Source organism: Chromobacterium sp. HL1 (genome assembly GCF_057418835.1).
Genome location: NZ_CP162399.1, coordinates 1357082 through 1381895 on the forward strand (window position 1 = coordinate 1357082; position 24814 = coordinate 1381895).

22 protein-coding genes are annotated in these 24814 nt (G+C 64.1%); 10 read left to right on the top strand and 12 right to left on the bottom strand.

All coding sequences use genetic code 11. The features are described from left to right. Positions 1 to 2: 2 nt before the first annotated feature. From AB1Z25_RS06350 to AB1Z25_RS06365, 4 genes are read left to right on the top strand one after another with little or no spacing between them, the layout of a single operon-like run. On the top strand, positions 3 to 842 hold the full coding sequence (locus AB1Z25_RS06350; RefSeq protein ID WP_486636834.1) for a hypothetical protein: 840 nt from the start codon (positions 3 to 5) through the stop codon (positions 840 to 842). Then, positions 826 to 1977, top strand: coding sequence for an aKG-HExxH-type peptide beta-hydroxylase (locus AB1Z25_RS06355; RefSeq protein WP_474456029.1), 1152 nt, complete (start codon positions 826 to 828; stop codon positions 1975 to 1977). Before AB1Z25_RS06350 ends, AB1Z25_RS06355 begins: the two co-directional genes overlap by 17 nt. Further along, positions 1974 to 3209, top strand: a complete 1236-nt coding sequence (locus tag AB1Z25_RS06360; protein WP_486636835.1) for an aKG-HExxH-type peptide beta-hydroxylase — start codon at positions 1974 to 1976, stop codon at positions 3207 to 3209. The genes AB1Z25_RS06355 and AB1Z25_RS06360 overlap by 4 nt, the downstream gene beginning before the upstream one ends. A gap of 9 nt (positions 3210 to 3218) precedes the next feature. Further along, on the top strand, positions 3219 to 4343 hold the full coding sequence (locus tag AB1Z25_RS06365; RefSeq protein ID WP_486636836.1) for a 2OG-Fe(II) oxygenase: 1125 nt from the start codon (positions 3219 to 3221) through the stop codon (positions 4341 to 4343). A 30-nt stretch (positions 4344 to 4373) separates the two neighbouring features. Here the strand turns inward: AB1Z25_RS06365 and AB1Z25_RS06370 are convergent, their stop codons facing one another. Next, a complete protein-coding gene (locus AB1Z25_RS06370) occupies positions 4374 to 4976 on the bottom strand; it encodes a TetR/AcrR family transcriptional regulator (protein WP_227107533.1) in 603 nt (200 codons plus the stop codon). Between the two features lie 112 nt (positions 4977 to 5088). Here AB1Z25_RS06370 and AB1Z25_RS06375 point away from each other — a divergent pair, with 112 nt between their 5' ends. The 3 genes from AB1Z25_RS06375 to AB1Z25_RS06385 are packed head-to-tail and all read left to right on the top strand — an operon-like array spanning position 5089 to position 7997. Beyond that, positions 5089 to 6144, top strand: coding sequence for a sugar phosphate isomerase/epimerase family protein (locus AB1Z25_RS06375; protein ID WP_486636837.1), 1056 nt, complete (start codon positions 5089 to 5091; stop codon positions 6142 to 6144). A gap of 31 nt (positions 6145 to 6175) precedes the next feature. Next, positions 6176 to 7054 (top strand): alpha/beta fold hydrolase, encoded by an 879-nt coding sequence (locus AB1Z25_RS06380; protein WP_486636838.1) that lies wholly within the window; start codon positions 6176 to 6178, stop codon positions 7052 to 7054. Position 7055: 1 nt separating this feature from the next. Beyond that, on the top strand, positions 7056 to 7997 hold the full coding sequence (locus AB1Z25_RS06385) for an alpha/beta hydrolase (protein WP_486636839.1): 942 nt from the start codon (positions 7056 to 7058) through the stop codon (positions 7995 to 7997). A gap of 212 nt (positions 7998 to 8209) precedes the next feature. Here AB1Z25_RS06385 and AB1Z25_RS06390 read toward each other — a convergent pair whose 3' ends face one another. From AB1Z25_RS06390 to AB1Z25_RS06415, 6 genes are all read right to left on the bottom strand, one after another. Beyond that, entirely contained in the window at positions 8210 to 8875 is a 666-nt protein-coding gene (locus tag AB1Z25_RS06390) for a M15 family metallopeptidase (RefSeq protein ID WP_486636840.1), read from the bottom strand. 398 nt (positions 8876 to 9273) lie between these two features. After that, positions 9274 to 9585, bottom strand: coding sequence for a DUF1484 family protein (locus tag AB1Z25_RS06395; RefSeq protein ID WP_107800302.1), 312 nt, complete (start codon positions 9583 to 9585; stop codon positions 9274 to 9276). Continuing rightward, the gene (locus AB1Z25_RS06400; protein ID WP_486636841.1) at positions 9582 to 10901 is read right to left on the bottom strand and encodes an MFS transporter; all 1320 of its coding nucleotides are present in this window, start codon (positions 10899 to 10901) and stop codon (positions 9582 to 9584) included. The genes AB1Z25_RS06395 and AB1Z25_RS06400 overlap by 4 nt, the downstream gene beginning before the upstream one ends. A gap of 12 nt (positions 10902 to 10913) precedes the next feature. Continuing rightward, entirely contained in the window at positions 10914 to 12245 is a 1332-nt protein-coding gene (locus AB1Z25_RS06405; RefSeq protein ID WP_486636842.1) for an amidase, read from the bottom strand. Further along, complete coding sequence (locus AB1Z25_RS06410) at positions 12242 to 12913, bottom strand: DUF2848 domain-containing protein (RefSeq protein WP_486636843.1); 672 nt, start codon at positions 12911 to 12913, stop codon at positions 12242 to 12244. Before AB1Z25_RS06410 ends, AB1Z25_RS06405 begins: the two co-directional genes overlap by 4 nt. A gap of 13 nt (positions 12914 to 12926) precedes the next feature. Beyond that, positions 12927 to 13580, bottom strand: a complete 654-nt coding sequence (locus AB1Z25_RS06415) for a GntR family transcriptional regulator (RefSeq protein ID WP_107800298.1) — start codon at positions 13578 to 13580, stop codon at positions 12927 to 12929. 1269 nt (positions 13581 to 14849) lie between these two features. Between AB1Z25_RS06415 and AB1Z25_RS06420 the strand changes: the two genes are divergently transcribed. Both AB1Z25_RS06420 and AB1Z25_RS06425 read left to right on the top strand, forming a co-directional pair. Continuing rightward, positions 14850 to 15242 carry a hypothetical protein gene (locus tag AB1Z25_RS06420; RefSeq protein WP_486636844.1) on the top strand — a complete coding sequence of 131 codons (393 nt, stop codon included), beginning with the start codon at positions 14850 to 14852 and terminating at the stop codon, positions 15240 to 15242. 45 nt (positions 15243 to 15287) lie between these two features. Further along, positions 15288 to 15920: a LysE family translocator gene (locus tag AB1Z25_RS06425; RefSeq protein ID WP_227107549.1), complete on the top strand. Its 633-nt coding sequence runs from the start codon at positions 15288 to 15290 to the stop codon at positions 15918 to 15920. Positions 15921 to 16091: 171 nt separating this feature from the next. Here the strand turns inward: AB1Z25_RS06425 and AB1Z25_RS06430 are convergent, their stop codons facing one another. From AB1Z25_RS06430 to AB1Z25_RS06450, 5 genes are all read right to left on the bottom strand, one after another. Next, positions 16092 to 18494, bottom strand: coding sequence for a M66 family metalloprotease (locus AB1Z25_RS06430; protein WP_486636845.1), 2403 nt, complete (start codon positions 18492 to 18494; stop codon positions 16092 to 16094). A 647-nt stretch (positions 18495 to 19141) separates the two neighbouring features. Next, on the bottom strand, positions 19142 to 19768 hold the full coding sequence (locus tag AB1Z25_RS06435) for an LbetaH domain-containing protein (RefSeq protein WP_107800293.1): 627 nt from the start codon (positions 19766 to 19768) through the stop codon (positions 19142 to 19144). Positions 19769 to 19846: 78 nt separating this feature from the next. Then, on the bottom strand, positions 19847 to 20416 hold the full coding sequence (locus tag AB1Z25_RS06440) for a cysteine dioxygenase (protein ID WP_107800292.1): 570 nt from the start codon (positions 20414 to 20416) through the stop codon (positions 19847 to 19849). Between the two features lie 175 nt (positions 20417 to 20591). Then, the gene (locus AB1Z25_RS06445) at positions 20592 to 21926 is read right to left on the bottom strand and encodes a DUF3422 family protein (RefSeq protein WP_486636846.1); all 1335 of its coding nucleotides are present in this window, start codon (positions 21924 to 21926) and stop codon (positions 20592 to 20594) included. 360 nt (positions 21927 to 22286) lie between these two features. Then, positions 22287 to 23744 (bottom strand): NCS1 family nucleobase:cation symporter-1, encoded by a 1458-nt coding sequence (locus AB1Z25_RS06450; RefSeq protein ID WP_486636847.1) that lies wholly within the window; start codon positions 23742 to 23744, stop codon positions 22287 to 22289. Between the two features lie 313 nt (positions 23745 to 24057). On the opposite strand from AB1Z25_RS06450, the gene AB1Z25_RS06455 reads away from it, so the two are divergent. Next, positions 24058 to 24792: a GntR family transcriptional regulator gene (locus AB1Z25_RS06455; RefSeq protein ID WP_227107561.1), complete on the top strand. Its 735-nt coding sequence runs from the start codon at positions 24058 to 24060 to the stop codon at positions 24790 to 24792. The last annotated feature ends 22 nt before the right edge of the window (positions 24793 to 24814 follow it).

The following is a 24814-nucleotide window of genomic DNA, read 5'->3' on the forward strand; positions in this document are numbered from 1 at the left end:
GGGTGTCCGCCTCGCCCGAACGCTTGCGCGCCGCCTTGCCGCAGCTGACCCAGGCGGCGCGGGTGGACCTGGCGCTGACCCTGGCCGGCGCCAAGCCGCTGGCGCGGGTGTCCTGCGCCTACCGCGAGGCGGAGTCGGTGATCGGCGCGCTGCGGCGGCTGGGCTTGCACGCCCGGCGCTGGGAGCGGGCCTTGCGGCCGGCGGTGGCGGACGCCGACGACTACGTGGTGTCCGCCGTGGCCAGCGACGAGACGGCCGCGCCGGACGCGCGCGCCTTCGTCTTCGCCGCCCGCGACGGCGAACTGGCGGAGCTGGCCGCGCGTTTCACCGACAACGACGTCATCGCCGGCCGCCTGCTGGGCTATCCGGATTGCTGCGTGCAAGCCTATCTGGCGCATCGCGATCATCATCACGCCCGCCTGGAGCCGGCTTTCGCCGGCGACGGCGGCGCGCAGCCCTACTGGACCAACACCATGCTGGACGTGTTCGGCTGGCATCTGCTCAGCCACTTCCCCTGCCGCGCCGACTGCGCGGCCAGCCGCGATCAGGCGATGCGCCATTGGGAGGCGCTGTGCCGGCTCGACCCTGGTTTCGGCCTGGCGACGGCGCGCCATCTGCGCAGCCTGGTGCTGCGCCATCCGCGGCTGGGGCTGGTTTACGGCCAGCCGCTGGCGGACGGCGGCTTGCGGCTGCTGGGCGGCTCCGCCGCCTTCCGCGCCGCGCTGGGCGGCGCCGAGCGGGTGAGCCGCCGGCCCGGCGGGCTGGCTGCCGGCGATTTTGCCGTGAGCGGGCTGGAAACCTTCGACTTCACCGCGGGCAGCGACGATGTCCACCCCGTTTGACGATCTCGCCGCCAGCGCCGCCTGCCCGGGCGATCCGGACGGGCTGGCGCTGCTGGAAAGCTGCGCGGCCCGGGCCTGGCGGCAAAGCCTGAGCGTTTTCCTCGAGCGCGTCGCGCCGGCCATCGCCTTGCCCGGCGGCGCGGCGCGGGCGCTGCGCGAGCTGGCAGAAGCGGAGCCGGATTTCGAACGGCTCTGGCACCCGGCGCTGGGCGCGCTGGCCCAGGCCGAGCGCCAGCCTCGCGCCGGCTTTCTGTTGGCCTGCGCCTTGGAAATCGCCTGGCACGCCCACCTGAGCGGGGTCGCCGGCGAATGGCGCGCGCGCTGGAGCCCGCCGCGCACCCTGGCGCTGCCGGATCGGATCGCCGACGTCCGCGCGCTCAGCGTCGTCGCGGACGGGCGGACGCTGACGCTGAAGGCCGCCGGCGCGGACGGTTCGCGGCTGGCGCTGAGCGCCGCGGCGGCGCCATGGGGCGGGGCGGGCAGAAGCCCCGTTCTGGCCGCCTATCCGGTGCGCACCCCGGACGATCGCGAGCAGGCCGCCGGCGAGCCGGACGCGGCGGCCGGCCGGGCGCTGGCCGCCGGGCTGGCCTTGATCGAGCAGGGCGCGCCGGCCTACGGCCCCTGGGTGCGCCGCCTGGTGCGCCAGGTCCGGCCGCTGAGGCAAAGCGGCGGCCTGGTGTCCAGCTGGAGCAGCCTGCACTATCCGGGGCTGGTGTCGATGACGCTGTTCGCCTCGCCGCTGGACATGGCGGAAACCCTGGTTCACGAAGCCAGCCATCAGCACTTCCACTTGCTGGACCGGTTGTTCCCCTTGAGCGAGCGCGGGGCGGAAGAATGGCTGTACTCCCCGGTCAAGCGCTGTCGGCGTCCGGCCCTCATGCTGCTGCTGGCCTACCACGCCTTCGGCAATGTGGCGCTGTTTTTCGACGCCTTGCGCCGCAACGGCCGCTTGGCGGACGCCGACTGGCGTCATCACATGGCGGACTTGCGCGATTGGCTGCCGCGCATGGCCGCGGAACTGGAGCGGGCGCGCAGTCTGAGCCCGGCAGGGCGGCGCTTCCTGGACGCCTTGCAGTTGCCATTGCGGCCGCTGCTGAAGCCGGCGGCGAGCCCGATCGAGGAGATCGCGCGATGACCCCTGAAATCGCCCGCGCTTATTCCAGCCCCTTCGAAGCCTTCGACGAGGACTGGCACGCCGGCTGGACGCGGCAGCTGCGCGGCCGGCAGTTGAACGCCTTTCTCGAGCATTGGCGGCCCTTGCTGCAGCGCCACGCGCCCGGCATCGCCCCGGCCTTGTCGGAGATGGCCGCCGCCATGCTGTCCGCGGGCGACGCCGACGCGGCCGAGACCGCGCGGCTGACCGAGCTGGCCGCGCATCCGTTTTGCAATCTGCAAGCGCTGCGAGACGAAGAGGCCCGCCAGCCGGACCTGTTGCTGTCGCGCGCCCTGCAATGCGCGCTGCACTGGACCGCGCACCGGCCCGGCCGCGAATTCCACCTGCGGCTGTCCCGGCCGCTGGCGCTGGGCTTCGCCGGCTACGCGCTGCCGGGTGCCGTCGCCTACCGCGTCAGCGGCGACGCGCAAAGGCTGGAAATCCGGCTGGACACCGCCGCGCACACGCAGCGCGGCTGCGCTTTCGAGCGCGAGGGCGAGAGCTGGCGCAGCGTGACGGGACCGGCGCGCAAACTGCCGGCCGTCGCCCTGGGCGAGGCGGGGCCGGACATCGTGCTGCGGCCCTTGCCGCGCAGCCTGCTGAACCCGGACCCGGAGGTCGTCCCGGCCGGCCCGGGCTGCGCCGCCACCTTGAACCGGGCGATGACGCTGATCGCCTGTTATTCCCCGGCCTACCACCGCTGGATCGCCCGTCTGCTGCGCGTGGTGTCCCCGCTGCGGCTGGAACCGGGCAAGTTCAACAGCGAAAGCTATTCCATGCTCAACGGCGCGCTGTACATGACCATCCATCCGGACCCCTTGCGCTGCGCCGAAACCCTGGTGCATGAGGTCAGCCACGATTATCTGCACCAGCTCGCCGCCATGGGCGCGCTGAGCGATCCCTCGCTGGGCGAAACCTTCCATTCCCCGGCGCGCGGCGCGCAGCGGCCGACGCTGGGCATCCTCAAGGCCCACCACGCCTTCGTCAACGTGCTGATTTTCTACTACCGGCTGATCATGGCCGGCGTCGCGGTGCACAGCGAGCTGGCGCGCAATGTGTCGGAGCTGGAAGACTGGCGCGCCCAGATGGAAGAATCTCTGGCCCGGGCGCGGGCGCTGACCGCGCTGGGACAGGCTTTGTGGCGGCCGCTGGCGCTGAGGGCGGACCAGTTCCGCGCCTTGGCCGGCCGCGACGCCGCGGCACATTGCGCATAGGGGGCGATCATGTTGGAAAACGTGCTGTTCTTCGAGCAACCGTACCGCCACTTCCTCTGCTTCGACACCTTCGACGAGACGGTGGCCCAACAGGCGGACGCGGTGCTCAGAGGCCCGCTGCCCTGGGAGGAGCGGGTGGGGGATTTCTTCGTCACCTACCGGCTGGATCTGCGCCGGCTCTATCAGCTGCGGCCGGACGCGCCGGCCTTTGTGCGCGAGGAGTTCCTGGACGCCTTGCGCGAGCAGATGCAAATCCTGTTCGAGGTGCCGCTGTCCGCGGACGACATTCAGGTGCTGGGGCACCGCATGGTGCCGGGCCAGCGCATCGGCGTGCATAACGACAATCCCGGCCTGGGCTACGAAGGCTACCGCGTGGTGGTGCAATTCACCCGCGACCACCGGCCGGAAGACGGCGGCTTGCTCAATATCCACGCCGGCGACGAGCCGGAGGCCGTCTACCAGAGCATCCGGCCCTATCCCAATATGGCCTTCGGTTTTGAGATGAGCGCGCATTCCTATCACTCGGTGTCGGCGTTGACGCGACAGCCGCGCGACGCGCTGATCTTCAATTTCTGGCACCAGGGCAATACCCCGGCGGTGGAGCGCCGGGTGCGGCAAACCCTGGCGCAGCTGTTTCCGGACGCGGCGCTGGCCGCATCCGATCCCGGCGAGTGCGGCCTGCACCGCGACGGCGACGTTTCGGATGCGCCCGATTGGCCGGCGCCGAGCGCGGCGCAAGCGCTGTTGGCGGAGTGGGGGCTGGGCGGCGCTGCGCAGGCGGCCGGCCTGCTGCTGGCCGCCGCCCGTTCCGGCGCGCCGGAACCCGTCCGCGCGCCGGAAGTGAGCGCGGCCCTGGCGCGGCTGGGATTCGCGCCCGGCGCGCCGCTGCCGGCCAGCGAGGCCATACACGCCGCCGCCCAGGTCAACGTGGGCTTGAGCACCGACCCGGACACCCTGCGCGCCGCGCTGGTGCTGGCGGTGTGGGTGGCCAGCGCGCCCAGCCGCATGTTCACCCACGAGCATTGGCGCCGCTGCGCCGCCCAGGTTCGCCCCTGGGCGCATCGCTTGCCGATACGCGTGATGCACCTGGCCGAGACGCTGTTCCCGGAATGGCCTCAGACCGGCGCGGGGTAGGAGGGCCCGGCCGACGCGTCGAGCGCGGGCTCAGGCCTTGACGGCCGCCGTCCAAAGCGGGGCCATGGCGACGCGCACCGAGGCCAAGAGCCGCTCGCGCGGCACGCCGTCGCGCGCCTGCACCGAGATGCCGTGCAATTGCGCGGCGTAGAAATCGCCCAGTGCGTCCGCATCGGCATCCGGCCGCAGCTGGCCGTCGGCCACGCCGCGCCGCAGCCGCTCCGTCACCGATTGGGTGCGCTCTTGGCGCTGCGCGCGCAGCCATTCCTGCACGCCGTCGTTCTGTTCCGAGCAATTGGTGGCCGCCGACACCACCATGCAGCCCTGCGGCGCGTCATGCCGGGTGTAGAGCATGACCGCGTCGCGCAGCATCCGCTCGATGGCGGCGGCCACATCGCTCTCCTGGCGCAGCGCCAGATCGGCGAAGCCGCCGTCCCCGGCGGCGTAGCGCGCCACCGCCTCGCGGAACAAGCCCTCCTTGCTGCCGAAGGCCGCGTAGATCCGCGCTGAGGCGATGCCCAGCGCCGCAACCAGATCCGACATCGACGTGCCCTCGTAGCCGCGCCGCCAAAAGGCCAGCATCGCCTGTTGCAACGCCTGTTCCCGGTCAAACTCCCTAGGCCTGCCCGCCATCTTTCCGCCTCGCTCGATTGTTCTTGGGCGGAATTTTATCGCGCTCCGCCGTTGACGTGTAGCCTTGGTGTCGCCTATTATTTGTCGATCGACAAACAATTAAGGGCGACACATGAAAACACTCAAGGGACCCAGCCTGCACCTGGCTCAATTCGGCGCGGATCAAGCCCCGTTCAACAGCCTGGACGGCATCGCCGGCTGGGCGGCGCGCACCGGCTTCAAGGCCTTGCAGATCCCGGCCTGGGACAGCCGCTTCATCGATGTGGAGCGCGCCGCCGTCAGCCAGGACTATTGCGATGAAATCACCGGCACGCTGGCCGCGCACGGTTTGGAGATCAGTGAGCTGAGCACGCATATCTTCGGGCAACTGGTCGCCGTGCATCCGGCCTACGACGCGATGTGCGACAACTTCGCGCCGCCCGGCCTGCGCGGCAAGCCGGCGGAGCGCGCCGCCTGGGCGTTGGAGCGTCTGCGGATGGCGGCCCAGGCCTCGCGGCGGCTGGGCCTGAGCGAGATGGGCACGTTTTCCGGCTCCTTCGTCTGGCCGTATCTGTTCCCGTTTCCGCAACGGCCGGAAGGGCTGATTGAAACCGCCTTCGAAGAACTGGCGCGTCGCTGGCGGCCGATTCTCGACGTCTGCGACGAACACGGCGTCAATCTGTGCTACGAAATCCACCCCAGCGAAGACCTGCACGACGGCGCCAGCTTCGAACGCTTCTACGAGCTGGTGGACCGGCACGCGCGCTGCAAGATGCTGTTCGACCCCAGCCACCTGGTGTTGCAGCAACTGGACTACCTCGCCTTCCTGGACATCTATCACGAGCACATCCGCATGTTCCATGTGAAGGACGCCGAATTCCGGCCCAACGGCCGGCAAGGCATTTACGGCGGCTACAGCGGCTGGATGGAGCGCGCCGGACGCTTCCGTTCCCTGGGCGACGGCCAGGTGGACTTCAAGGCGATCTTCTCCAAGCTGGCGCAATACGACTACGAGGGCTGGGCCACGCTGGAGTGGGAGTGCTGCCTCAAGAACCAGGAGGACGGCGCGCGCGAAGGCGTCGACTTCATCAACCGCCACATCATCCACGTGACCGAGCGCGTATTCGACGACTTCGCCGGCGCCGCGGTCGATCAGCAGCAGATCCGCGCGATGCTGGGCATCGCCTGACTTCCCATTCCCTTTTTCAGCGAGACTACAGATGTCGGCACTTCCCCTTATCGACACCGAATCCGATTTCATTCACGACTACGTGCGGCTGGACGGCCAGCGCGTCCATGTGGTCACCGCCGGAGGCGGCCGGCCGGTGCTGCTGATCCCCGGCTGGCCGCAAACCTGGTTCGCCTGGCGTCATGTGATGCGCGCCTTGGCCGCGCGCGGCTTCCAGGCCATCGCCGTGGATCCGCCGGGCACCGGCTTGTCCAGCCGGCCGGACAGCGGCTACGACACCGGCGCCGTCGCCGCCACATTGCACCGGGTGATGAGCCGGCTGGGCCATGAGCGTTACCAGGTGGTGGGCCACGATGTGGGCATGTGGCTGGCTTACGCGCTGGCCAGCGATCACCCCGGCGTGGTCAGCCGGCTGGCGCTGACCGAGGCGGTGATACCCGGGCTGGCGCCGGCGCCGTCGATTTTCGCGCCGCCGGAAGAAAACATCTTCCTGTGGCATTTCATGTTCAACCAGTTGGCCGACTTGCCGGAAACGCTGATCGCCGGGCGTGAGCGCGCCTATCTGGACTTCATGTTCCAGCTCTGGTCATGGCGGCGTAACCGGGTGGCGGCGGAGGTGTATATCGACGCTTACTCCTCGCCGGGCGGCCTGCGCGGCGGCTTCGCCTATTACCGGGCCATTCCCGAAACCATTCGCCAGAACCAGCGGCGCGCGCAAAGCAAGCTGGCCATGCCGGTGCTCGCCATCGGCGCCGAACACGCCACCGGCAAGGCCCCGCTGGACACCCTGCGCGGCCGGGCCGACGATTTGCGCGGCGTGGTGATTCCGGATTGCGGCCACTTCATCATGGAGGAGGCCGCCGAGGCGTTCATCGCCGAACTGCTGCCCTTCCTGGAAAGCGAGGACTGAGATGCCCTTGGACAGCAAGATCCAGCAGTGGCTGGAACAGGCGGAGGCGGGCGAAGCCGGCGCGCCCGTGGACATGGCGCGGCTGCGCGCCGACACCGACGCCGGGCTGCGTCAACAGCAGGGCCTGCTGGAAGACGTGGCGCGGGTGGAGGTGTTCCAAGTGAAGGCGCGGGACGGCTACCCGCTGCGCGTGATCGGCTATTGGCCCGAGGCCCGTGCGGCGGCGCAGCCGGCGCTGGTCTTCGCCCACGGCGGCGGCTGGTGCCTGGGCTCGGCCGAGGTCTACGACAATCCCTGCCGCGCGCTGGCCCAGGCCACCGGCTGCGTGGTCTTGTCCGTCGATTACCGGCTGGCGCCGGAGCACCGCTATCCGGTGCCGCTGCACGATGTGTACGACGCCTTGTGCTGGGCGTTTGAACACGCGCAAGCGCTCGGCCTGGATCCCGCCCGGCTGGGCGTGGCCGGGGACAGCGCCGGCGGCAACCTCGCCGCCGCGGCCTGCCTGCTGGCGCGCGATCACGGTGGCCCATCCATCGCCCATCAACTGCTGATCTACCCGGCCTTGAGCCACAAGATGGACAGCGCCTCCTACCAGGCTTACGGCGACGGCTATTACCTGACGCGCGAGCTGATGCGCTTCTGCTACGCCAGCTATCTGTCCGCGGAGGCGGAGGGGGCGTCGCCCTATGTCTCGCCGCTGCTGGCGACCCGCCTGGACGGCTTGCCGAGCGCGACCATCCTGACCGCCGAGTTCGATCCCTTGCGCAGCGAGGCGGAGGACTACGCCGCGCGGCTGAACGCGGCAGGCGTCAAGGCGACGGCGCGGCAGCTGGACGGCATGATCCATGGCTGCATCCACATGCTGGGGCTGACGCCGGCCGCCGGCGCGCTGTTCGACATTGCCGGCGGCGAGGTGAGGGCGGCCTTGGGCGTGGACGGCTGACTGCGTTTCAAGCGACGGCCGCCAGGCGGCGTAGTTCAAGGCCCAGGAGATGGGGATGGCTACGCCAGGCGGTGGATGCGGCCTAAGACCCATTAACAAAACTCCTGATCCTGCGTTACGCCTCCTTATGGAGCCATGTTCGCATGAAGAGGCGTGACGACAGGTTCACACAAAATTTCGAATTCACTTTCATCAACCGTTCAAAGAGCGATCTAAATATGAATGGGGCCAAATATTGCGCTGGATTTTTCAGACATGAAGGCCCAGTAGCGATCTCCAAAAGACCAATGCCACCATTCAAATGGATAGTTTATAAAGCCAGCTTGCGTCATCGCATCAAACAACTGCTTACGGTTGAGTTGCTGAGTGGAGTTCAATTCATCAAAGTATGAGTGGCAAGCTCCGTTAGAGCTTTTCTCGTCTTCATCATATGCGCAGCCCATATCTAGCTCATTGCCCTTTCTATCTATTAATGTAACATCCAAAGCGCCTCCGGTGGGGTGGCCCGCAACGATGGGCGGCGCGATAAAGTGCGATGCTATTTTTTCAACTTCTTTGATTGATAGATTGGGTTTCTCAATGAGCAAGTCGTTAACGTAGCCGTCAAACAGTGTTTTCTGTAAATGATAGGGGCGGTATGATTCTTTTATTAGAATGGATAAGTGTTCAGGAAGCGCGTCAGCTACTGTTTTAAGCCGTTCGGCAACAGAGCGTCTGGCAATGAAATTTGCCTGATAACCCAAGCAATTGGCGTTTTCAGTGGAAGTGTCTGCATAAATTTTTTTATGTATGTCTGCTATTGAAACCATGGGCTCGTGACACTCTTGAATTAAAATGTCGGCGATGCGTGGGTCAGACAGCGGTATCTTTTTTGACATTTTTAATCTCTTTTGACCGGGCATGAGGTTTGGATTCATCCACAACTGGGACAGAAGGCATGACATTCCCTAGTGCTAACGCCGCACCAATGGAGTCATCTGGGTTTTCTAAAATTCATGTCAAACGGAAGTTGATATGCTTCGGTAATCTGTGCAATTCGTCGGGATTTTTTTTGACCAAGGTCGCAGTGTCTTGTTCCGGTGGCCGCAGTCATAATGGGTGCGGTTGTAGTCGGTTTTTTCTTGATAGGGTCTACGGAAGCGGTGTAACTGCCGGTAGATGATATGAAAATTACATCGTCTTGACGGATGCGTATTTAGAGCGTCTTTGCTTGCAAGACTTTAAAACCGGTTTTGAGCGCCAAGGAGCGCTGGGCGCTCCTTGGCGATTTGCCGGGCTACACCAGGCGGTTGATGTGGTTCACGCCATGATTCAAGCGTTGTAGCACCGGCTCCAGCAGCGCCACCGCCTCCTCGCTGCTGAACAGCAAGGGTTCGTCGCGGCGTTGCAAGAGAGTCATGATGGCTTGCAGGCCGGTCTGAGCGGAACGGATATCGATCAGACCTTGCAATAAACAGGCATCCATCTCCGCGCATTGCTGGGCCAGCTGCTGGCCCAAGTGAGGCAGCGCGGTGTTGTCCCGCGTATCGAGCAGGTTCCGGTTCAACTGCTTTAATTGCTCCAGCACCGGTAGTTCGTCTTGCTTCATGACCGGGCCTCCTGCGGGATCAGCTTCGCCTGTGGTTTTTGGATGAACAAGATGATCAGCACCGCCGCTGCCGCCTCCAGCAGCGCAACAAAATACAAGCCAGCGCTCAAGTTGCCGGTACTGGTTTTCAGAAAGCCGATCATATACGGCGCAACAAAGCCCGCCAGGTTGCCCACCGAGTTGATCAGCGCAATGCCGCCGGCCGCGGCGGTGCCGGCAAGGAACAGCGAGGGCAGGGCCCAAAACACCGGGAAGGCGGCCAGAATGCCGACCGAAGCCAGGGTCAGTGCCAACAGCGCCAGCCAGGTGTTGTGAAGCAGCGCCGCGGTCAGCACCAGGCCCAGGGCGGCAATCAGGGCCGCGACGGCGCAGTGCAGGCGACGTTCGCCTACCTTATCGGAGTGCGCGCCGTTCCAGACCATGGCGATGGTGCCGGCGAGGAAAGGCAGCGCCGAAATCAGGCCGATATTGAGGGTGCCTTGGATGCCGAGTTCCTTGATGATGGAGGGGGACCAGAAGGCGATGGTGGCGTTGCCGATGACGATGCAGAAGTAGATGGCGGCGCAGAGCCAGACATAGGGGCTGGTGAAAGCGGCTTTCAACGAAGACTGCTTGTTGGGGTCGCGCTGATCCGCTGCGATGTCCTGGCGGATGGCTTCTCGTTCCGTCGGACTCAGCCAAGCCGCTTTGGCCGGCGTTTCCGGCAAGTAGCGCAGCACCGCCAGGCCGGCCAGAACCGAGGGCGCGCCTTCCACGATGAATAGCCATTGCCAACCCTGCCACTGGTTCAAGCCGTCCAGACTGGACATGATCAGCCCGGCCAGCGGGCCGCCGATCACCCCGGCAATGGCGAAGGAGGTCATGAACAGGCCATTGATGCGGGCGCGTCGGGCGAGAGGGAACCAATACGTCAGGTACAGCACCACGCCGGGGAAGAAGCCGGCCTCGGCGGCTCCCAGCAGAAAACGCAGCACATAGAACTGAGTCGGGGTCTGCACCAGGGCCATCGCCATGGAGATGGCTCCCCACAAGATTGTGATCCGGGCCAGAGTCTTTCGCGCCCCGACTTTTTCCAGATACAGGTTGCTGGGGACTTCAAACAGGAAATAGCCGATGAAGAAAATGCCCGCGCCCAAGCCGTAAATGGCCTCGCTGAACTGTAAGTCGTTCAGCATCTGCAACTTGGCGAAGCCGATGTTGACCCGGTCAATCCAAGCCAGGATAAAGAGCACGATCAGGAAGGGGATAAGCCGCAAGGTGGCTTTGCGGTAGGCATTGTTCCGCTCGTCGGGAGTCACTCGCAGGGTCTTGTCCATTGCTGTTCTCCTTTAGGCATTGGCCAGCGCGGATTCAATGCTGGCGGCTAGTTTCAGGGTGTGATGATCGCGGTTGTAGAGCCCGCTCACGCTCAGGCCGATTTGCGGCGCCAAGGGGAGGCTGACCGCGCAGCCATCCAGCAGGTTGATGATGCTGGTGTTGCGTAGCACCAGGCTGTTCAAACGGGTGAACGCGGCGTCGTCCTCCAATTCGGCCAGCGTGGGCGGGAGAATCGCCACGGTGGGCATCAGCCAGGCGTCGGCCATGGACAGGCGGCGGGTGGCGACGGCTTGCAGCGCGCGGCGCTGTTCGAGTATGTCCAAGTAGTCGGCTGCGCTTTGACTGGCGCCCGCGCGGATGCGGCGGGCGATGCGCGGATCATAGGAGCCGCCGTCTTTTCCTGTCAGCCGCGCGTGATGCCAGCGCCAGGCTTCGGCCGCGACTAGGCCGCCCTTGGCGTTGATGTCGGCGATCTGTCGCAACTCGGGGAAGTCGAAGCGGATGATTTTGGCTCCGGCACGGGATAAGCGGGACAGGGCTTGCTCAAAGGCCTGGGCCACGGCGGGATCAAGCTGATCGGCGACATAGTCTTCGCTTACATAGAGCCTGCGCCCATTGAGGCTGGGCAGAATGTCTTGGGAGAGCGCAGGTGTCCCGCCAACCCGAAGCACGGCGTCCATCATCGCGCAGCAGGATACGGAGGAGGCGAGCGGCCCAATCGAGTCCAGCGACGGCGACAAGGGTAGGCAGCCTTGTTGCGGCACGCGCCGCGCGGTGGGCTTGAAGCCGGTCAAGCCGCAAAAAGCGGCGGGGATGCGGAGCGAGCCGCCGGTATCGGTGCCCAGCGCGGCGGCGCTCATGCCCTGCGCCACGCTGACCGCTGCGCCGGAACTGGAGCCGCCGGCAATGCGCGTCGGATCGCCGGGGTTGATCGGGGTGCCGTAGTGCGGGTTCAGTCCCAGGCCGGAGTAGGCGAACTCGCTCATATTGGTGCGGCCGAGCAGCACCGCGCCGGCTGCGCGCAGCCTGGCTACCGCCTGCGCGTCTTGGCGGGCCGGCGGCTCATTCTTCAGCACCACGGAGCCGGCGGTGGTGACTTGGCCCCGGACGTCGAACAGGTCTTTGACCGATATCGGGATGCCGGAGAGAAAAGAGGGATAGTGCTTGGCCGCATCAATCTTGTGGGCGGCGGCCAGCGCGGACTCCGCGTCAAGCTGAAGGAAGGCGACGCCGCCATCCTCCCGGTGACGGTGAATCGCGTCGAGCGCGTGTTCGGTCAGCGCCACGCTGCTGGTGCGCCCCTGGCGCAAGGCCAAGTGCAGCTGCGTCAAGGTTGGCCTCATGTCGCCACCTCCAGCGTCTTGACGCGGTAAGCGTGGCGCAGCGTGCGCCCCAGCACCGGGTCATGCAGTTCCATTTCAAACGCTTCGCCATGGCCCAAGGAGCCGTTTACCGCCAAGGTGCCGCAAAACAGTACGCTGCCTGTCGGCAGCGGCCGGCCCTGGCCATAGCGTTCGATCAAGAGCCGCGGATGCAGCAGCTGCGCGGTGCCGCCCTGCTGGTACAACTCGCGTACGCCATTGCGTTCCCGCCAGCATCTCATCAGCAGTTGGTCCCAGTGCGCGACGACTTCATTGAAGGGCCAAAGCTCGGCGCTGATCGGCTTGGCGCACATCTGTTTGGAGACCGTCACATCATAGGCTTCCACCTGGCGGTCGGTGTGGTCGGAGCCGACGCCGACGAACAGGCCGTCGGCATCGGCGAACAGCACGCATTCGACTTCGCCGGAGGAGTTTTCGCGCGGCACTTCCAGTTCGGCGGCGGTCGTCAGTAACTGGTGCGACAAAGGATAGAAACAAGGCGTGCTTGCCGGGGGACGCACCCCCAGCGCTTCCAACTCGCGGATATGGTGCTCCACCGCGTGTTGATCCCGCCCGGCCCAGCCGGCGATGATTAATTGCTGTGGGGAAAACCTACGTGGGCCTTGGCCGACGACATGAAGTTCCAACATGGCTGCCTCCTGGCTAGATACTGCGGGTGGTATTGCGCTTGAACTCCTCGATGTGGTGTTGCATCAATGCTTGCGCGCCGGCGACGTCCCTGCGTTCAAACGCCTCGACAATGGCGAGGTGCTCGCGGTGGACCTGCTCAAGATGGTCGGGGGCGGAGAGGGACAGGAACCAGAAGCGCGCCTGTTTTTCGTGAAGGGCGCGTAGCAATTCGGCCAGCGTGCTGTTGCGCGCGGCGGCGGATATGGCCATGTGGAACGCCACATCCAGTGCGGCCAGACCGGCGATGTCGCGCTGAGCGATCAGGGCGGGAGTGCGTTCAACGATGGACCGCATGGCGGCAATCTCGCCGTCCGTTGCGTTGTTGACCGCCAGCCCGACGCAGAACACCTCGTTTAGCGTGCGCACGGCGACCAGCTCCATTAGCAGATCAAGCGACAGCGGGGTAATCAGCAAGCCCTTGCGCGGCAGAATCGCCACCCAGCCATCCACCTCCAGCCGATGCAAGGCCTGATTGATCGGTCCGCGACCCAGTCCCAACAACTCCATGATGCGAGACTCGTTCTGGACTGCGCCGGGCGTGAATTCAGGCTCGCAATGGATGATTCGGTGTTTGATTTCCGCATAGGCCGATTCTCGCTGCGCGGCGCCCTTGGTGATGTTCGTCATCTCGATTCGCACTCGTGAATGATGAGTGAATCAACACTGATCTATCAGGCTGCGGATGGTCAAGCCAGCGTGGTCCGCGTGATCTTAAGCGCCTGGCCTCTCCGTGATGACGGTTTCGCTTACGGCCTCAAGCGGTGCCTGCTGAACTTCGGCATAAAGGTGTTGGAAGCGGGCGGCGTAGTCGTCCAGTACCTGGATGGACAGGCCTGCCAACAAGGACTGATGGGAGGCTGGGGGCGTTTGGGACTGGAGGGCGGTTAGGGTGGAGCGTAAGAGGGCGAAGCAGTTGAAGGCCATGGCGCAAGCGTCCAAGGTTTGGGACAGCAGGCGTTGTTGTTCCTGGCTTGGGGCCGGGGGCGGTTTGGCGAGAGTCGAGGGAGAGGTCATTGCAGTCTCCAAGTCAGCGTTGGAAACCTGCCCGGCGAGGCTTGGACAGGCGCGTGACAAGGTGGCAAGACCGGTGCACATGATCAAAGACCGGCAACTCACAAGGAGTTCCCTGCCACGGCCTGTCCGGATGGGGACAGCGTGGCAGCAGACGTAGCTGTGCCAAAGCGGACACAAGCTAGTCTGCAATCATATGCTTATGGGCTTGCCAGCCCTGCGCGGCGTTATTGTGCGCTGCGCGAGGCAAGAGTACTGAGGCGGGGGTGGGGCGTCAAGCTGATGGCGGGGCGGATTGTTTTTGTTGGGACTAATGGATTGGGGAACGACAGGGGTTGGCCGTTTAAGGCTGGGGCGCAGGCGTCAAATTTAGTGGGTTCTGTGGGATAAGTGGTAGAAGTTCAGACTTGATCTGGCAGCCTTTCGTTTTGACGGCGCCCGATTGTCAGTTCAAATCAGAACTTTTACAGATGAGCGCTTTCATCGCCGGTTCCCGGCCAGCGGCCAGTTCCGCGTCGGCTTTGAACAGCTTGATCAGAGCGTTGTCATTTATTGTTGTGCTCAAGTAGGTGCATCTCTTGCTTCGCTGGACCCTGCGCGCCTGGCCCGGGCTGCCGCCCTTCCACCTGCGGTTTGCGGGCGGATTGAAGGTCGGGGCGGAATTAGGGCATCATGTGCGGCCCGCGTCGTCATGCCGGCCGGGCTCGGCGGGCGTGGTGGCCTAGCATGGATATTCCGCAATTGTAACTTTGAGCGATGACAGATCAACGCCCTTGCACTCAAACCCTGCTGACGGGTTTTCGCATCGTATTCCGCCTCCAGCTCATAGTGTTGGCGGTATCCTGCGTGATGAGCTGGCTCCAGTACCATGACCCGCATGGCAGCATGCATCAGGATTTGACCGGGAGCGGCGTGCTGCTGCTGGGCATCAATCTCATGGCTTTTCTTATCGGCTGTAGCGTGTTTCTGCAGCGGGTGCGGCTGGATTGGGTTGGCCGCAAGATCGCTTATGTGGGTGTGGAAACAGAATATCGCTGGCGCGAGGTTGATGTTGCCGCTATTGATGCCATCCGTTTTCTGACGCATGGCCAGGGCAATAGAGGGGCGGTGGATCGTCTGTGGCTGAAAGCCGACGCCCATCCGCGTGGTGGCTTGGTGCTGCTCGATTCTCGCATCCGCCCGCTGTTCTGGCGGCGGCCCTCGCCCTTCTTCTGCGCGGTGGTGGATTTCGTCAGGGAGCAGAATCCCGAGGTCAGCCTGCCACAAGCGCTGGTGTAGTGTTGTAGCCGCGAAATGGCGGCTTGATTTCATTTGGGAACGACGATGCCGGAATACTCGAATCTGCTGGCCTTTGCGCTGGTCTCCTTGGGCATGGTGGCCACCCCGGGGCCGAATATGATGTATCTGATCTCGCGCTCCATTTGCCAGGGCAAGCGGGCCGGGCTGATCTCCTTGTCCGGCGTGGCGCTGGGCTTTGTGTTCTACATGTTGTGCGCGGCGCTGGGCATCACCACCTTGCTGCTGGCCATCCCCTATGCCTACGACGCCTTGCGCTTGGGCGGCGCGGCGTATCTGCTGTATCTGGCGTGGCAAGCGCTCAAACCCGGCGGCAGCTCGCCCTTCCAGCTGCGCGAGCTGGCGCCGGACAGCGACCGCAAGCTGTTCATGATGGGTTTTCTGACCAATCTGCTGAATCCGAAAATCGCGGTGATGTATCTGGCCCTGTTGCCGCAGTTTCTGTCCAAGGCCGGCGGCGATGTGTTGTCCCAATCGCTATTGCTCGGGTTCACGCAAATCCTGATCAGCGTCAGCGTCAACGCCTTGATCGTGCTGAGCGCCGGCGCCATGGCCGCGCTTCTGGTCCGGAAACCGGCCTGGGGCGTGGCCCAGCGCTGGATCATGGGCACGGTCTTGGGCGGCCTGGCGGTCAGGATGCTGTTTGAAAAGCCGCGCTGACGCGATTGAGCGCTTGCCGGCGAGAAAAACAATGCGGCGGCCCCGTTGAATGGGGCCGCCGCATTGTTTCAGCCTAAGAACCGGTTCATGGCCTGCCGCGCGTCGGCGGGGTGGATGGACAAGAGCGTTGAAAACCGCTCTTGCTCGCCAGGCGCTTAGGCGGGGAGAGCCTTACTGCAACACGCCGTTGATCGTGTAGCGCAAAGCGCCGCTCGCCGCGGGAACTGCCTTGCTGGCCAGCGTTTTTCCGCCGCAAACCACTTTCGCGTTTTGCGGCTGCAAGGCGCTGGGCACGTTGACGTGGAATTTGTTCATCACCTCGCCGTTGACGCGCGTGCTTTGCAGTTTGAACTTCAGCTGCCCGCTGGCGGTGTCGACCTGCAACTGGCATTGCGCGGAGGACGCCGACGTGCCGTCATCCGGGTAGCTATAGCCGTAAGCGCCGCGCAGGGCCGGGTAAATATAGGAGGTGAGTTTCATCTCCGGGTCGTAATACCCCAGCAAGGTGGTGACCGGCACGCCAAAGCGCTGCGGTTTGCGGTCGGTTTCGATGGACTGCGTCTTGACCCACAGCCGGCCGTCGGACACGAAGTGATTGTCCCCGCTGCGGCCCGTTATCGTAAACGTCTGGCCGGGCGCCAGCAGGCTGGTGGCGTAGGTGGCGCGGTTGTCTATGGTGATGAGCTTGCCCTTGTTGGCGGCGCTGGCCGCCGGCGCCTTGACCTCCCGCGTCCAATAGCCGTCTTCCATCTTGATCAGCGCGCGGTCGGCCTTGCCTATCGCCTCGGCGAGATAGGCCTCGCTCAGTTTTTCCAGCGGCACGGTCGCCGTGTCCGGCGCGATCCGGTGAGGGTAGGGCTGCATGCTTTGGCTGGACGCGTTCCACAGGCTGAAGCCGGTGGCCGAGGCGGGGTCGAACACCGGCTTGCTCTCCAGGAACTGCTGAATCCGCTTGGCTACATAAGGCGTATACAGCGTGAAGCGGTTGACGGCGCTCATCGGGCTGCCGCCGGCCATGGCGTCCAGGCCGTAACTGCGGCCGGCGAAGGGCGTTTGGCAGGGTTTGCCTTCCGGCATGCAAGTGTCTTGATTGCTGACGACGCCGCTGAAGTTGGGAAGGAAGCGCTTGAGGTCCGCATCCCAGCCCCAGCTGGAGTTGATGGCCCCGGCGGGACGGTGAACCGAACCGTCGAAACCGCCGACATAATGGCCCAGGCCGTAGTTGTGGCCCACTTCGTGGCTGAACTCGTTGCCCAGAGACGCATCCAGCGTGACTACGCCGCCGCCGCCGGAGCCGCCGTGCACTTGCACGCCGTTGGCGTATCGGCCCTGGCTGTTGTGCGCGGTCAGCAAGGCGGCGGTCAAGGGGAAGTCCGCCCCGCGGCCGGCCGTGCTGTTGACGCCGTAATTGGCGTAATTGATGCCGGTGGAAATCAGTTCCTTGCCGATGTCCTCCCGCATGGTGCCGGTATGCCAGCCGCCCTCGCTGGGGTCTTGTTGAGTCAGCCGGCTGCCGTCCGGCAGCATCACTTCTTTCAAATGGACGGGTTCGTACTGGGCCACCAGCAGTTGATTGAGCGGAACGGTTTGCAGGTACTCGCGATGCGCGCCGGGATCGTTGGCGAAGGCGAAAGCCCGGCGCGGCTCCACCAGCATGCCGATGTCTATGGTGTTGATCAGCAGCTGGGTGGCCGGGCCCACTTCAAGCTTGGCCAGGGTGCCGGATTTCGACGCGTGGCTGAACTGCAGGGATATGCCCGGCTTTACCCAGGCGGCCGGCAGGACGGCGCTCCAAAGGTTTTGCGCGTAGACGATCCGGTTGTTGTCCAGCTCTCCTTGGCGGAACCATTGGCCGTTGACGTATTTGAACAGCAGGGTGTCGCCGCGGCTGATGTTCACCGCGCGCGAGCTGTAGCGCACCGTGGAGCCGTAACCGGCCTGGGACTGGAAGCGGATCATCTTGCCTTCGAAGGAGGCGTCGGCGGGCAGATAGGCGGTCTTGACCCAGCTGCCGTCCGCGGTCTGGATATTCACCATGGCGTTGGCGCCGAGCTTGCCGCGCAGGAAGGCGCCGTTGGGGTCGTCGAGCTTGGCCAGATCGGCATTGCTGCTGATGGTGGTTTGAGCGCCTGACGGCGGCGTGAAGTCAATGCCGCCTTCCGGCGCGCCGTCGACGAAATACGCCGTCTTGGGCTGTTTGTCGGGCGGATTCAGCGACAGCGTGCCCAGCGTGGCGCCGCTCTTGTCCTTGACGGCGACTTGCAGCGGCTTGTCGGCGCTGATGGCGGAAATCGGACGCAGCATCAGCAAGGCTTGGCGTCCTGCCACCAAATGCGGCTGGCTGTCTCCGGGAACGCCGGAGCCGGCCGGCATGATCTGGCTTTGGGCGACGGACACCTCGCCCTCAAAGGCGCCGCTTAGATCATTGCGCGGCGCGACGGCGTTGAACGGCCAGGCATTGGCGACGGCGGCATAGCCGGCGGCCTGCCCGGCCAGCTGTTTTTGCGCGTCGTCTTCATTACAGCCAAATAAAGAAACCCCGATCAGCAGACTTGGAATAATAGCTAGGCGCATGTTCTCTTTCCCTTATATGAATGAGGGTGGTTGACATTTGGATCCATAGCCGCGCAGCTATCAGCAGTGACTGGACCTTATGCGGTAAGTTTCTGGATGGGGGTGGTTTTTGTGAATAATGCCGATTATTTTAACGCGGCATTTTGTTTTAAAGATGACTGTATTTATTGGTTTTTTCGTTGTGGATGCTTGGTGGTTAATTGCGGCGTGGCGGTTTTCCGTCTATTTGATCCCACCGTGTTTTGGCGGCTTGATCGTCCCAGGTTTTAAAGGACGGCGGCTTGTTTGATGTGAATAGAGAGAGCGGTGTTTTCTTGGCTTTTATGGAAGACGAAATTGTTCTTTCATTGATTTTCCGGCGGTTTGATTGTCAATGAAATAATGGCAACGCCAAGAGGCTTAGCGATGACAACAGCGCTTCCTTACGGCGTTGAAACCCGCTTAAAAATGCTCATGCGCCAGGTGTGGATTCCGCTTTCTCCTCAGCGGTTTCGCCTTGTCTCGCTTGTGCTAGCGAGACTTTGAACCGGCTCCAAGGCCCGCCTCCTCTTGGCGTTCGGCTAGCCGAATAAAGGCTGGCCGCCGGTCGGAGACGTCGCAGGCCGGTTTGGCCGCCGCGGGATGTGAAGGGCTGTGGGGCCTTGGACTCAGTCCAGCTCCGGATCTTGCTCCACCAATTCCAGGCGCGCCACCACCGCGTGCGGTGGCAGCAAGGTGCCGGGAGACAGCACGGCGTTGGCGCCGATGCGGCTGTGGTCCCCCACCAGGGCGCCGAATTTCTGCGTGGGCAGGGTCCAGGCCTGCTGGCGGCAGCGCAGCGTGATGGTCTTGTCGCGGCGCTCGTTCCAGTGGTTGGCGATGACGGCGCCGGCCTCCATATTGATGTCCGCGCCCAGCACGGAATCGCCGACGAAGTTGAAATGGGCCAGCCGCGAGTAAGGGCCGATGACGCAGGTTTTGAGTTCGCAGCCCGGTCCCACCGTCACGTCGTTGGCCAGCGCCACGCCGCCGCGCAGATAGGCGTGGGCGGCGATGCGGCAATTGGGGCCGATCAGCAGCGGGCCTTTGAGGACGGCGCCGGCTTCGATCGAGGCGCTGCGGTGGATGGCGATGTCGCCGTCCACCGCCCAGTGCGCCGGGTCCAGCAAGGCGTTTTGCCGCGCCAGGCTGTCGGGCAGCCGGCCAAGCCAATGCCACGGCGGCTGGGCGCGGTCCAGCCAGGGAAAGTGGGTGAGCAAGTCGGCGAACAGCTCGGCGGCGAGGGCGGAGGACATGGTTGAGCCTGTTGCGTAAGGAGATTTGTATTGTAGGGCCGGCGGCGCGAGGCGGCCAGAAGGCCGGCCGTCGCGGCTTCAGATTTCGTAGACCCAGCTGATGGAGTCGCCGGGGCGCTCCACTTGGGAGGATTCCAGGCTGAACAGTTCCATTTTGCGCAGCGGCGGCGAATACAGATGCAGGGTGACCAGGTCTTCGCCGTAGGGCTGGAGGTTGGAGATCTGGTGGATGTCCAGATGGCTGTTGACGGTCAGGCTGCCGCTTTCCAGGCGGTGGGATTCCACCGCGTACACCAGGCCGTGATCAGTGCGTTCGAACACGGTTTCGGTGGCGGCGCCTTGCAGCACGCGCAAGCCGCACAGGCTGCCGCGGTGGTTGTGGATGCGGCTGCGCTGGGTGCTGCGCCAACAGAGCAGCAAGAGTTCGCACCAGGGGCTGAGGTAGATCTGGTTGCGGCGGTAGCGTTCGTCGCTGAATTGGCGGAAGGGCTGCAAATCGTCCGGGCCGAGTTGCAGCGAATCGTGAAACAGCCGGATCTGCTCGATGTTCAGATTGGCCTGGTAGGCGTCCAATTGCCGCAAGGAGGCGGCCAGGCTGGGGCTGAGGGGGAAGGCGGACTGCGCGGCGGCGCATAAGGTGTCGTTCATCGGTTTCTCCTTTGGCCGGCGCGGCCGCGGACAGTGGGTTCTGTCCGTCGGGCTGGAGCGCGGGCGGCGTTTTTCTGACTGGGCCCGCGCCGGCAAAGTTCGCGGCGGCGGGGCCGCGGCTATGGATTCGGTATAGCCGATGGGGCCGCGGCCCGGCTGCCTGAATGGGCAGGTTTCAGCCGCTCGGTGCGCCGGACGCCTCGCCGTGGCGCCGCAGCGCGGAGCGCGTGCGGCGCAGGCCCAGGGCGATGGCCAGCGCCAGCAGCGGCACCGCGGCGGCGGTGGCCAGCTCCACGTTGAGCGGCAGGCCGGCGGCCTTGGCGCCTTTGAGCAGATAGCCGATCAGGCCGGCGCTGTAATAGGTGATGGCGGCGATGGACAGCCCTTCCACGGTTTGCTGCAGGTGCAGCTGCATGGCGGCGCGGCGCTCCATCGAGGTGAGCAGCGCTTGGTTCTGCCGTTCGCGGCGGATGTCCACGCGGGTGCGCAGCAACGTGGTGGCGCGGTTGACCCGCGCAGCCAGCTCGCGCTGGCGCGCGGCCACGGCGCGGCAGGTGTCCATGGCCGGCGCCAGGCGGCGTTGCATGAATTGCTGGAAGGGCTGCAGGCCGTGAATCCGGCGTTCGCGCAGCTCGGCGACGCGGCTGCGGACAATGTCGTAATAGGCGAGGGAGGCGTTGAAGCGGTGATCGGTGCGGGACAGCGCGTTTTCCGTCGCGCCCGCGAGCTCGGTCAAACGGTGCAGCAGCTGGGGCTCGCTGTCGGCGCCGGCGCCGCTCATGGCACCGGTGAGCTCGGCCAGCTCCTCGTCCGCCTTGGCCAGCTCCGGGGCGATGCTCTTGGCCACCGGCAGCGCCAACAGGGCCAGCATGCGGTAGGTTTCCAGCTCCAGCAGGCGCTGCAACATGCGGCCGGCCTGGCGGCGGCCCATATAGAGGTCCGCCAGCAGATAGCGGGAGAAGCCGTCCGGGTGGATGCGGAAATCGGTGTAGGCGCGGCCGGCGCCGTCGCCTATCTCCGCGCCCGCCAGATCGTGGCCGTTGAAGCACTGAGCGGCCAGATCCTCGATGCGCAGCGGCAGCGCGCCGGGCGGCAACAGCGCGGCGTGGGCGGCCACCAGCACATTGCCGGGCAGCAGCGGCAGCCAGGCCGCCGGCAGCGCTTGCAGCGCGGGTTGGGCGAAGGGGCTGGTTTCCGCGCCGTGGGCGAGGATGGTGAAGCTGGAAAATTCCCCGTGCCGTTCCCAGCGCACGCGGCCAAACGCGGCGTCCAGCTGAAACTGGCCGGTCCCGACGTCGGGCGCCGGCTGTCCCAGTTGCAGCGCCAGTTCCCGGCATAACCAGTTTTCCTGTTCGCGGCTGATGTGACGGTGCAGATAGGCCAGATAGCTGACGCGGTTGTCGGAGGCGATCTGCAGCGCGGGCCTGGCGTGGGCTTCGCGGTTGAGTTGCCGGCGTTGCGGATGTTCGTTGAGGCGGAGGCGGGGCGGATCGGAGAGTTCGGCGGTCATGGCGGGCTCCGGTTGCGGGCGGGCAGTCTTCAGCATAAAGCGTTTTATGCTGCAATGCAGCATATTTTGATGCAGGATTGTTTCGCCATGAATAAAGGGCGGCCGTGGCCGCCCTTTGGTTTTGTTCTCGGTCTTTAGATCCGTGTTTTGCCCGCCTTGCCTTGGGTTGATCACCGTTCAGCTTAGACCCGCTCACAAAACCCCCTGATCCTGCGATGCGCCCCCTTGTCGTACGACGGGACTGTAGCTTCGCGGAAACGTCGTGTTAGCTGCGCTGCTACAAGGTCGTCTGCGTCGGCGCGCTGGGGCTCGGCTTATCCACGAGGTTTTGTTCGCGGCTCTGAATCGGGCGCTGGTCTGTTATGGCTGGCTGGCGACGGCGTCCGGCGCGACCAGGGCAAGCGTCTTGCCGTGCCGCCTCATCAGCAGGTAGTAAGTCGATAAGCCCAGCCCGCAGCCGATGAACCAATTGAAGTTGGCAAGCGTTTCCCATGAGCTGAAGGTAATGATCAGGCCAATGAGCACGGAAGGGGCCAAGGCGTAAAGGGCTTTGGGGTTGACGCCGTTTTGATACCAGTAACGGCCTTCGGGCTGATTGCTGTAGAGGTCGTCGACGTGGATGACGCGATGACGGATGAGGTAGAAATCGGCAATCAGGATGCCGAACAAGGGACCGATAAAAGCGGCCAGCACGTCCAGCGTATAGTGGATGACCTGAGGGGAGTTGAACAGATTCCAGGGCGTGATGAAAATCGAGGCGAAAGCCGCGATGAAACCGCCGGTCCGCCAACTGATGTGCTTGGGGGCGACATTGGAAAAGTCGAAAGCCGCGGAAACGAAATTGGCCACGATGTTGATGCCGATCGTGGCGGTGACGAAAGTGAAGCCTCCCAGCACGGCGGCCAGCGTATTGTCGATCTTGCTGACGGTTTCGATGGGGTCGGTAATCATGCGGCCGAATACGGTCAGGGTTCCGGAGGTGATGACCACGGTGACGATGGAAAAGGCCAGGAAGTTGACCGGCAGGCCCCAGAAATTGCCGCGTTTGACCTCTTTGAACGTTTTGCCGTAACGGGAAAAATCGCCAAAGTTGAGCATGGGGCCGGAAAAATAGGAGACCACCAGGGCGGTGGCGATCGCCATCTGACCCAGGGCGAGGAGGCCCTGATGGCTGGTTTCGCTCAGCGTGGGGCTGATATTGGCGGGGCCCGCCCGCCAGACGACCCACGCCGCGAGCAGCAGCATGACGGCGTATACCGCGGGGCCGGCCCAATCGATGAATTTGCGGATGGACTCCATGCCATGCCAGAACACGATGGCCTGCAGCGTCCACATGATCATGAATCCCAGCCAGCCAAGGTAGGACAAGCCCAGCAGGCTGCCGTGGGCAAGGTCTGCGAGCTGAGGGAAGAAGCGCAGCAGTATGATGTTGAGCGCGCTGGAAGCCAGGAAGGTCTGGATGCCATACCATGCCACGGCGATCAGCCCGCGGATGACGGCGGGCACGTTTGCGCCGTATACGCCGAAAGACATGCGACAGACCACGGGGTAAGGGATGCCGGCTTGCTGGCTGGGTTTGGCCACCAGGTTGCAGAATAGGTTGACCAGGCAGATGCCGATCAGCAGGGAGAGCAGAACCTGCCAGACATTGAGACCTAGAGCGAACAGGCTGCCGGCAAACACATAGCCTCCAACGCTATGCACGTCCGACATCCAGAAGGCGAAGATGTTGTACCAGTTCCAGTTCTGCTGCTTGAGAGGTCCGAGATCTTCGTTGTATAGCCGGTCGCTATAGCGGGCGGGGTGTTGCTCTGACATAGGGTGACTCCTGGTGGGGGTGAGTCGCTCATTTTTTGTCTACGATTTTTTTATTTTCGTATACAAAATAAAGGATGATTTACTAGGGTTTTGCAAGGCTCGATGGCTGTCCATGGCCTAACAAAACATCTCTGCAGCAAACCACATGCCAATCCGCTGATTTTAATGGTTTTTTCTTATTGAATACTGATGGCGCATTGTATTTTGCGTTTTTTGTTGTGTACAATATTATTGTGGATTGTGAACAATTTTTGTTGTTTTGATGGTCGGCGTCGTTTTGCGCCGCGGATGGGACAGGGAAAGGGAGGGGAGGGTGTCGGAGCGCAGCAAGGAGGGGGACGCGGCTTTGGACGAGGTCGGCGCCAAGGATGCGTTGGTCTACGAGCATTTGCTGACGGCCATTTACGAGGCGCAGTTGCCGCCGGGCACTAAATTGCCGGAGGATGCGCTGGCGGAGGCGTTTGGCGTCAGTCGCGCAGGGGTGCGCAAGGCCTTGCAGCGTCTGTCGATTGCGAGGCTGGTTGATTTGCGTCCGAATAGAGGGGCTTCGGTGGCGGAGCCGACGGTGCAGGAGTCGCGTGATGTTTTCGCCGCCAGAAGGTTGATCGAGTGCGGCGCTTTGCCGCTGGCCATGGCCAATTTGCGCAAGGAAGATCTGTCCGCGCTGGCGGATGCGCTGCGGCAAGAGTGCAAGGCCCAGCACGAGCAGAACCGGTCGGCGGCCATCACGTGGTCTGGCGCCTTTCATCTGCGGCTATTGTCCATCGCCGGGAATCAATTATTGACCGATATCCTGCATGAATTGATTGTGCGCAGCTCTTTGATCATTGCCCGCTACGGCGCGCCGATTGCCGGTTCATGCCGCCATGCCGATCATCAGCAGATTCTAGAACTGATGGAGAACGGACAGGCGGATGAGGCGGTGGAATGGATGCGGCGTCATCTCGACGCCGTGGAGGGCAACTGTCGGTTTGAGGAAGAGAGCGCCGGCGGGCCGGATTTGAAGGCGGTGTTGCACGGTATCGCCAAGCGGCGCAGCGGCCGATAAATGGCGTTTGCGCATGGAGCGT

What these genes read in the sequence shown, in the direction of transcription:
- AB1Z25_RS06360 (WP_486636835.1), top strand. Translation starts at nt 1,974, where the DNA reads ATGACCCCTGAAATCGCCCGCGCTTATTCCAGCCCCTTCGAAGCCTTC.
- AB1Z25_RS06395 (WP_107800302.1), bottom strand. Translation starts at nt 9,585, where the DNA reads ATGAAGCAAGACGAACTACCGGTGCTGGAGCAATTAAAGCAGTTGAAC.
- AB1Z25_RS06435 (WP_107800293.1), bottom strand. Translation starts at nt 19,768, where the DNA reads ATGTCCTCCGCCCTCGCCGCCGAGCTGTTCGCCGACTTGCTCACCCAC.
- AB1Z25_RS06400 (WP_486636841.1), bottom strand. Translation starts at nt 10,901, where the DNA reads ATGGACAAGACCCTGCGAGTGACTCCCGACGAGCGGAACAATGCCTAC.
- AB1Z25_RS06430 (WP_486636845.1), bottom strand. Translation starts at nt 18,494, where the DNA reads ATGCGCCTAGCTATTATTCCAAGTCTGCTGATCGGGGTTTCTTTATTT.
- AB1Z25_RS06410 (WP_486636843.1), bottom strand. Translation starts at nt 12,913, where the DNA reads ATGTTGGAACTTCATGTCGTCGGCCAAGGCCCACGTAGGTTTTCCCCA.
- AB1Z25_RS06355 (WP_474456029.1), top strand. Translation starts at nt 826, where the DNA reads ATGTCCACCCCGTTTGACGATCTCGCCGCCAGCGCCGCCTGCCCGGGC.
- AB1Z25_RS06445 (WP_486636846.1), bottom strand. Translation starts at nt 21,926, where the DNA reads ATGACCGCCGAACTCTCCGATCCGCCCCGCCTCCGCCTCAACGAACAT.
- AB1Z25_RS06450 (WP_486636847.1), bottom strand. Translation starts at nt 23,744, where the DNA reads ATGTCAGAGCAACACCCCGCCCGCTATAGCGACCGGCTATACAACGAA.
- AB1Z25_RS06390 (WP_486636840.1), bottom strand. Translation starts at nt 8,875, where the DNA reads ATGTCAAAAAAGATACCGCTGTCTGACCCACGCATCGCCGACATTTTA.
- AB1Z25_RS06375 (WP_486636837.1), top strand. Translation starts at nt 5,089, where the DNA reads ATGAAAACACTCAAGGGACCCAGCCTGCACCTGGCTCAATTCGGCGCG.
- AB1Z25_RS06385 (WP_486636839.1), top strand. Translation starts at nt 7,056, where the DNA reads ATGCCCTTGGACAGCAAGATCCAGCAGTGGCTGGAACAGGCGGAGGCG.
- AB1Z25_RS06415 (WP_107800298.1), bottom strand. Translation starts at nt 13,580, where the DNA reads ATGACGAACATCACCAAGGGCGCCGCGCAGCGAGAATCGGCCTATGCG.
- AB1Z25_RS06440 (WP_107800292.1), bottom strand. Translation starts at nt 20,416, where the DNA reads ATGAACGACACCTTATGCGCCGCCGCGCAGTCCGCCTTCCCCCTCAGC.
- AB1Z25_RS06425 (WP_227107549.1), top strand. Translation starts at nt 15,288, where the DNA reads ATGCCGGAATACTCGAATCTGCTGGCCTTTGCGCTGGTCTCCTTGGGC.
- AB1Z25_RS06380 (WP_486636838.1), top strand. Translation starts at nt 6,176, where the DNA reads ATGTCGGCACTTCCCCTTATCGACACCGAATCCGATTTCATTCACGAC.
- AB1Z25_RS06420 (WP_486636844.1), top strand. Translation starts at nt 14,850, where the DNA reads ATGCATCAGGATTTGACCGGGAGCGGCGTGCTGCTGCTGGGCATCAAT.
- AB1Z25_RS06365 (WP_486636836.1), top strand. Translation starts at nt 3,219, where the DNA reads ATGTTGGAAAACGTGCTGTTCTTCGAGCAACCGTACCGCCACTTCCTC.
- AB1Z25_RS06405 (WP_486636842.1), bottom strand. Translation starts at nt 12,245, where the DNA reads ATGAGGCCAACCTTGACGCAGCTGCACTTGGCCTTGCGCCAGGGGCGC.
- AB1Z25_RS06370 (WP_227107533.1), bottom strand. Translation starts at nt 4,976, where the DNA reads ATGGCGGGCAGGCCTAGGGAGTTTGACCGGGAACAGGCGTTGCAACAG.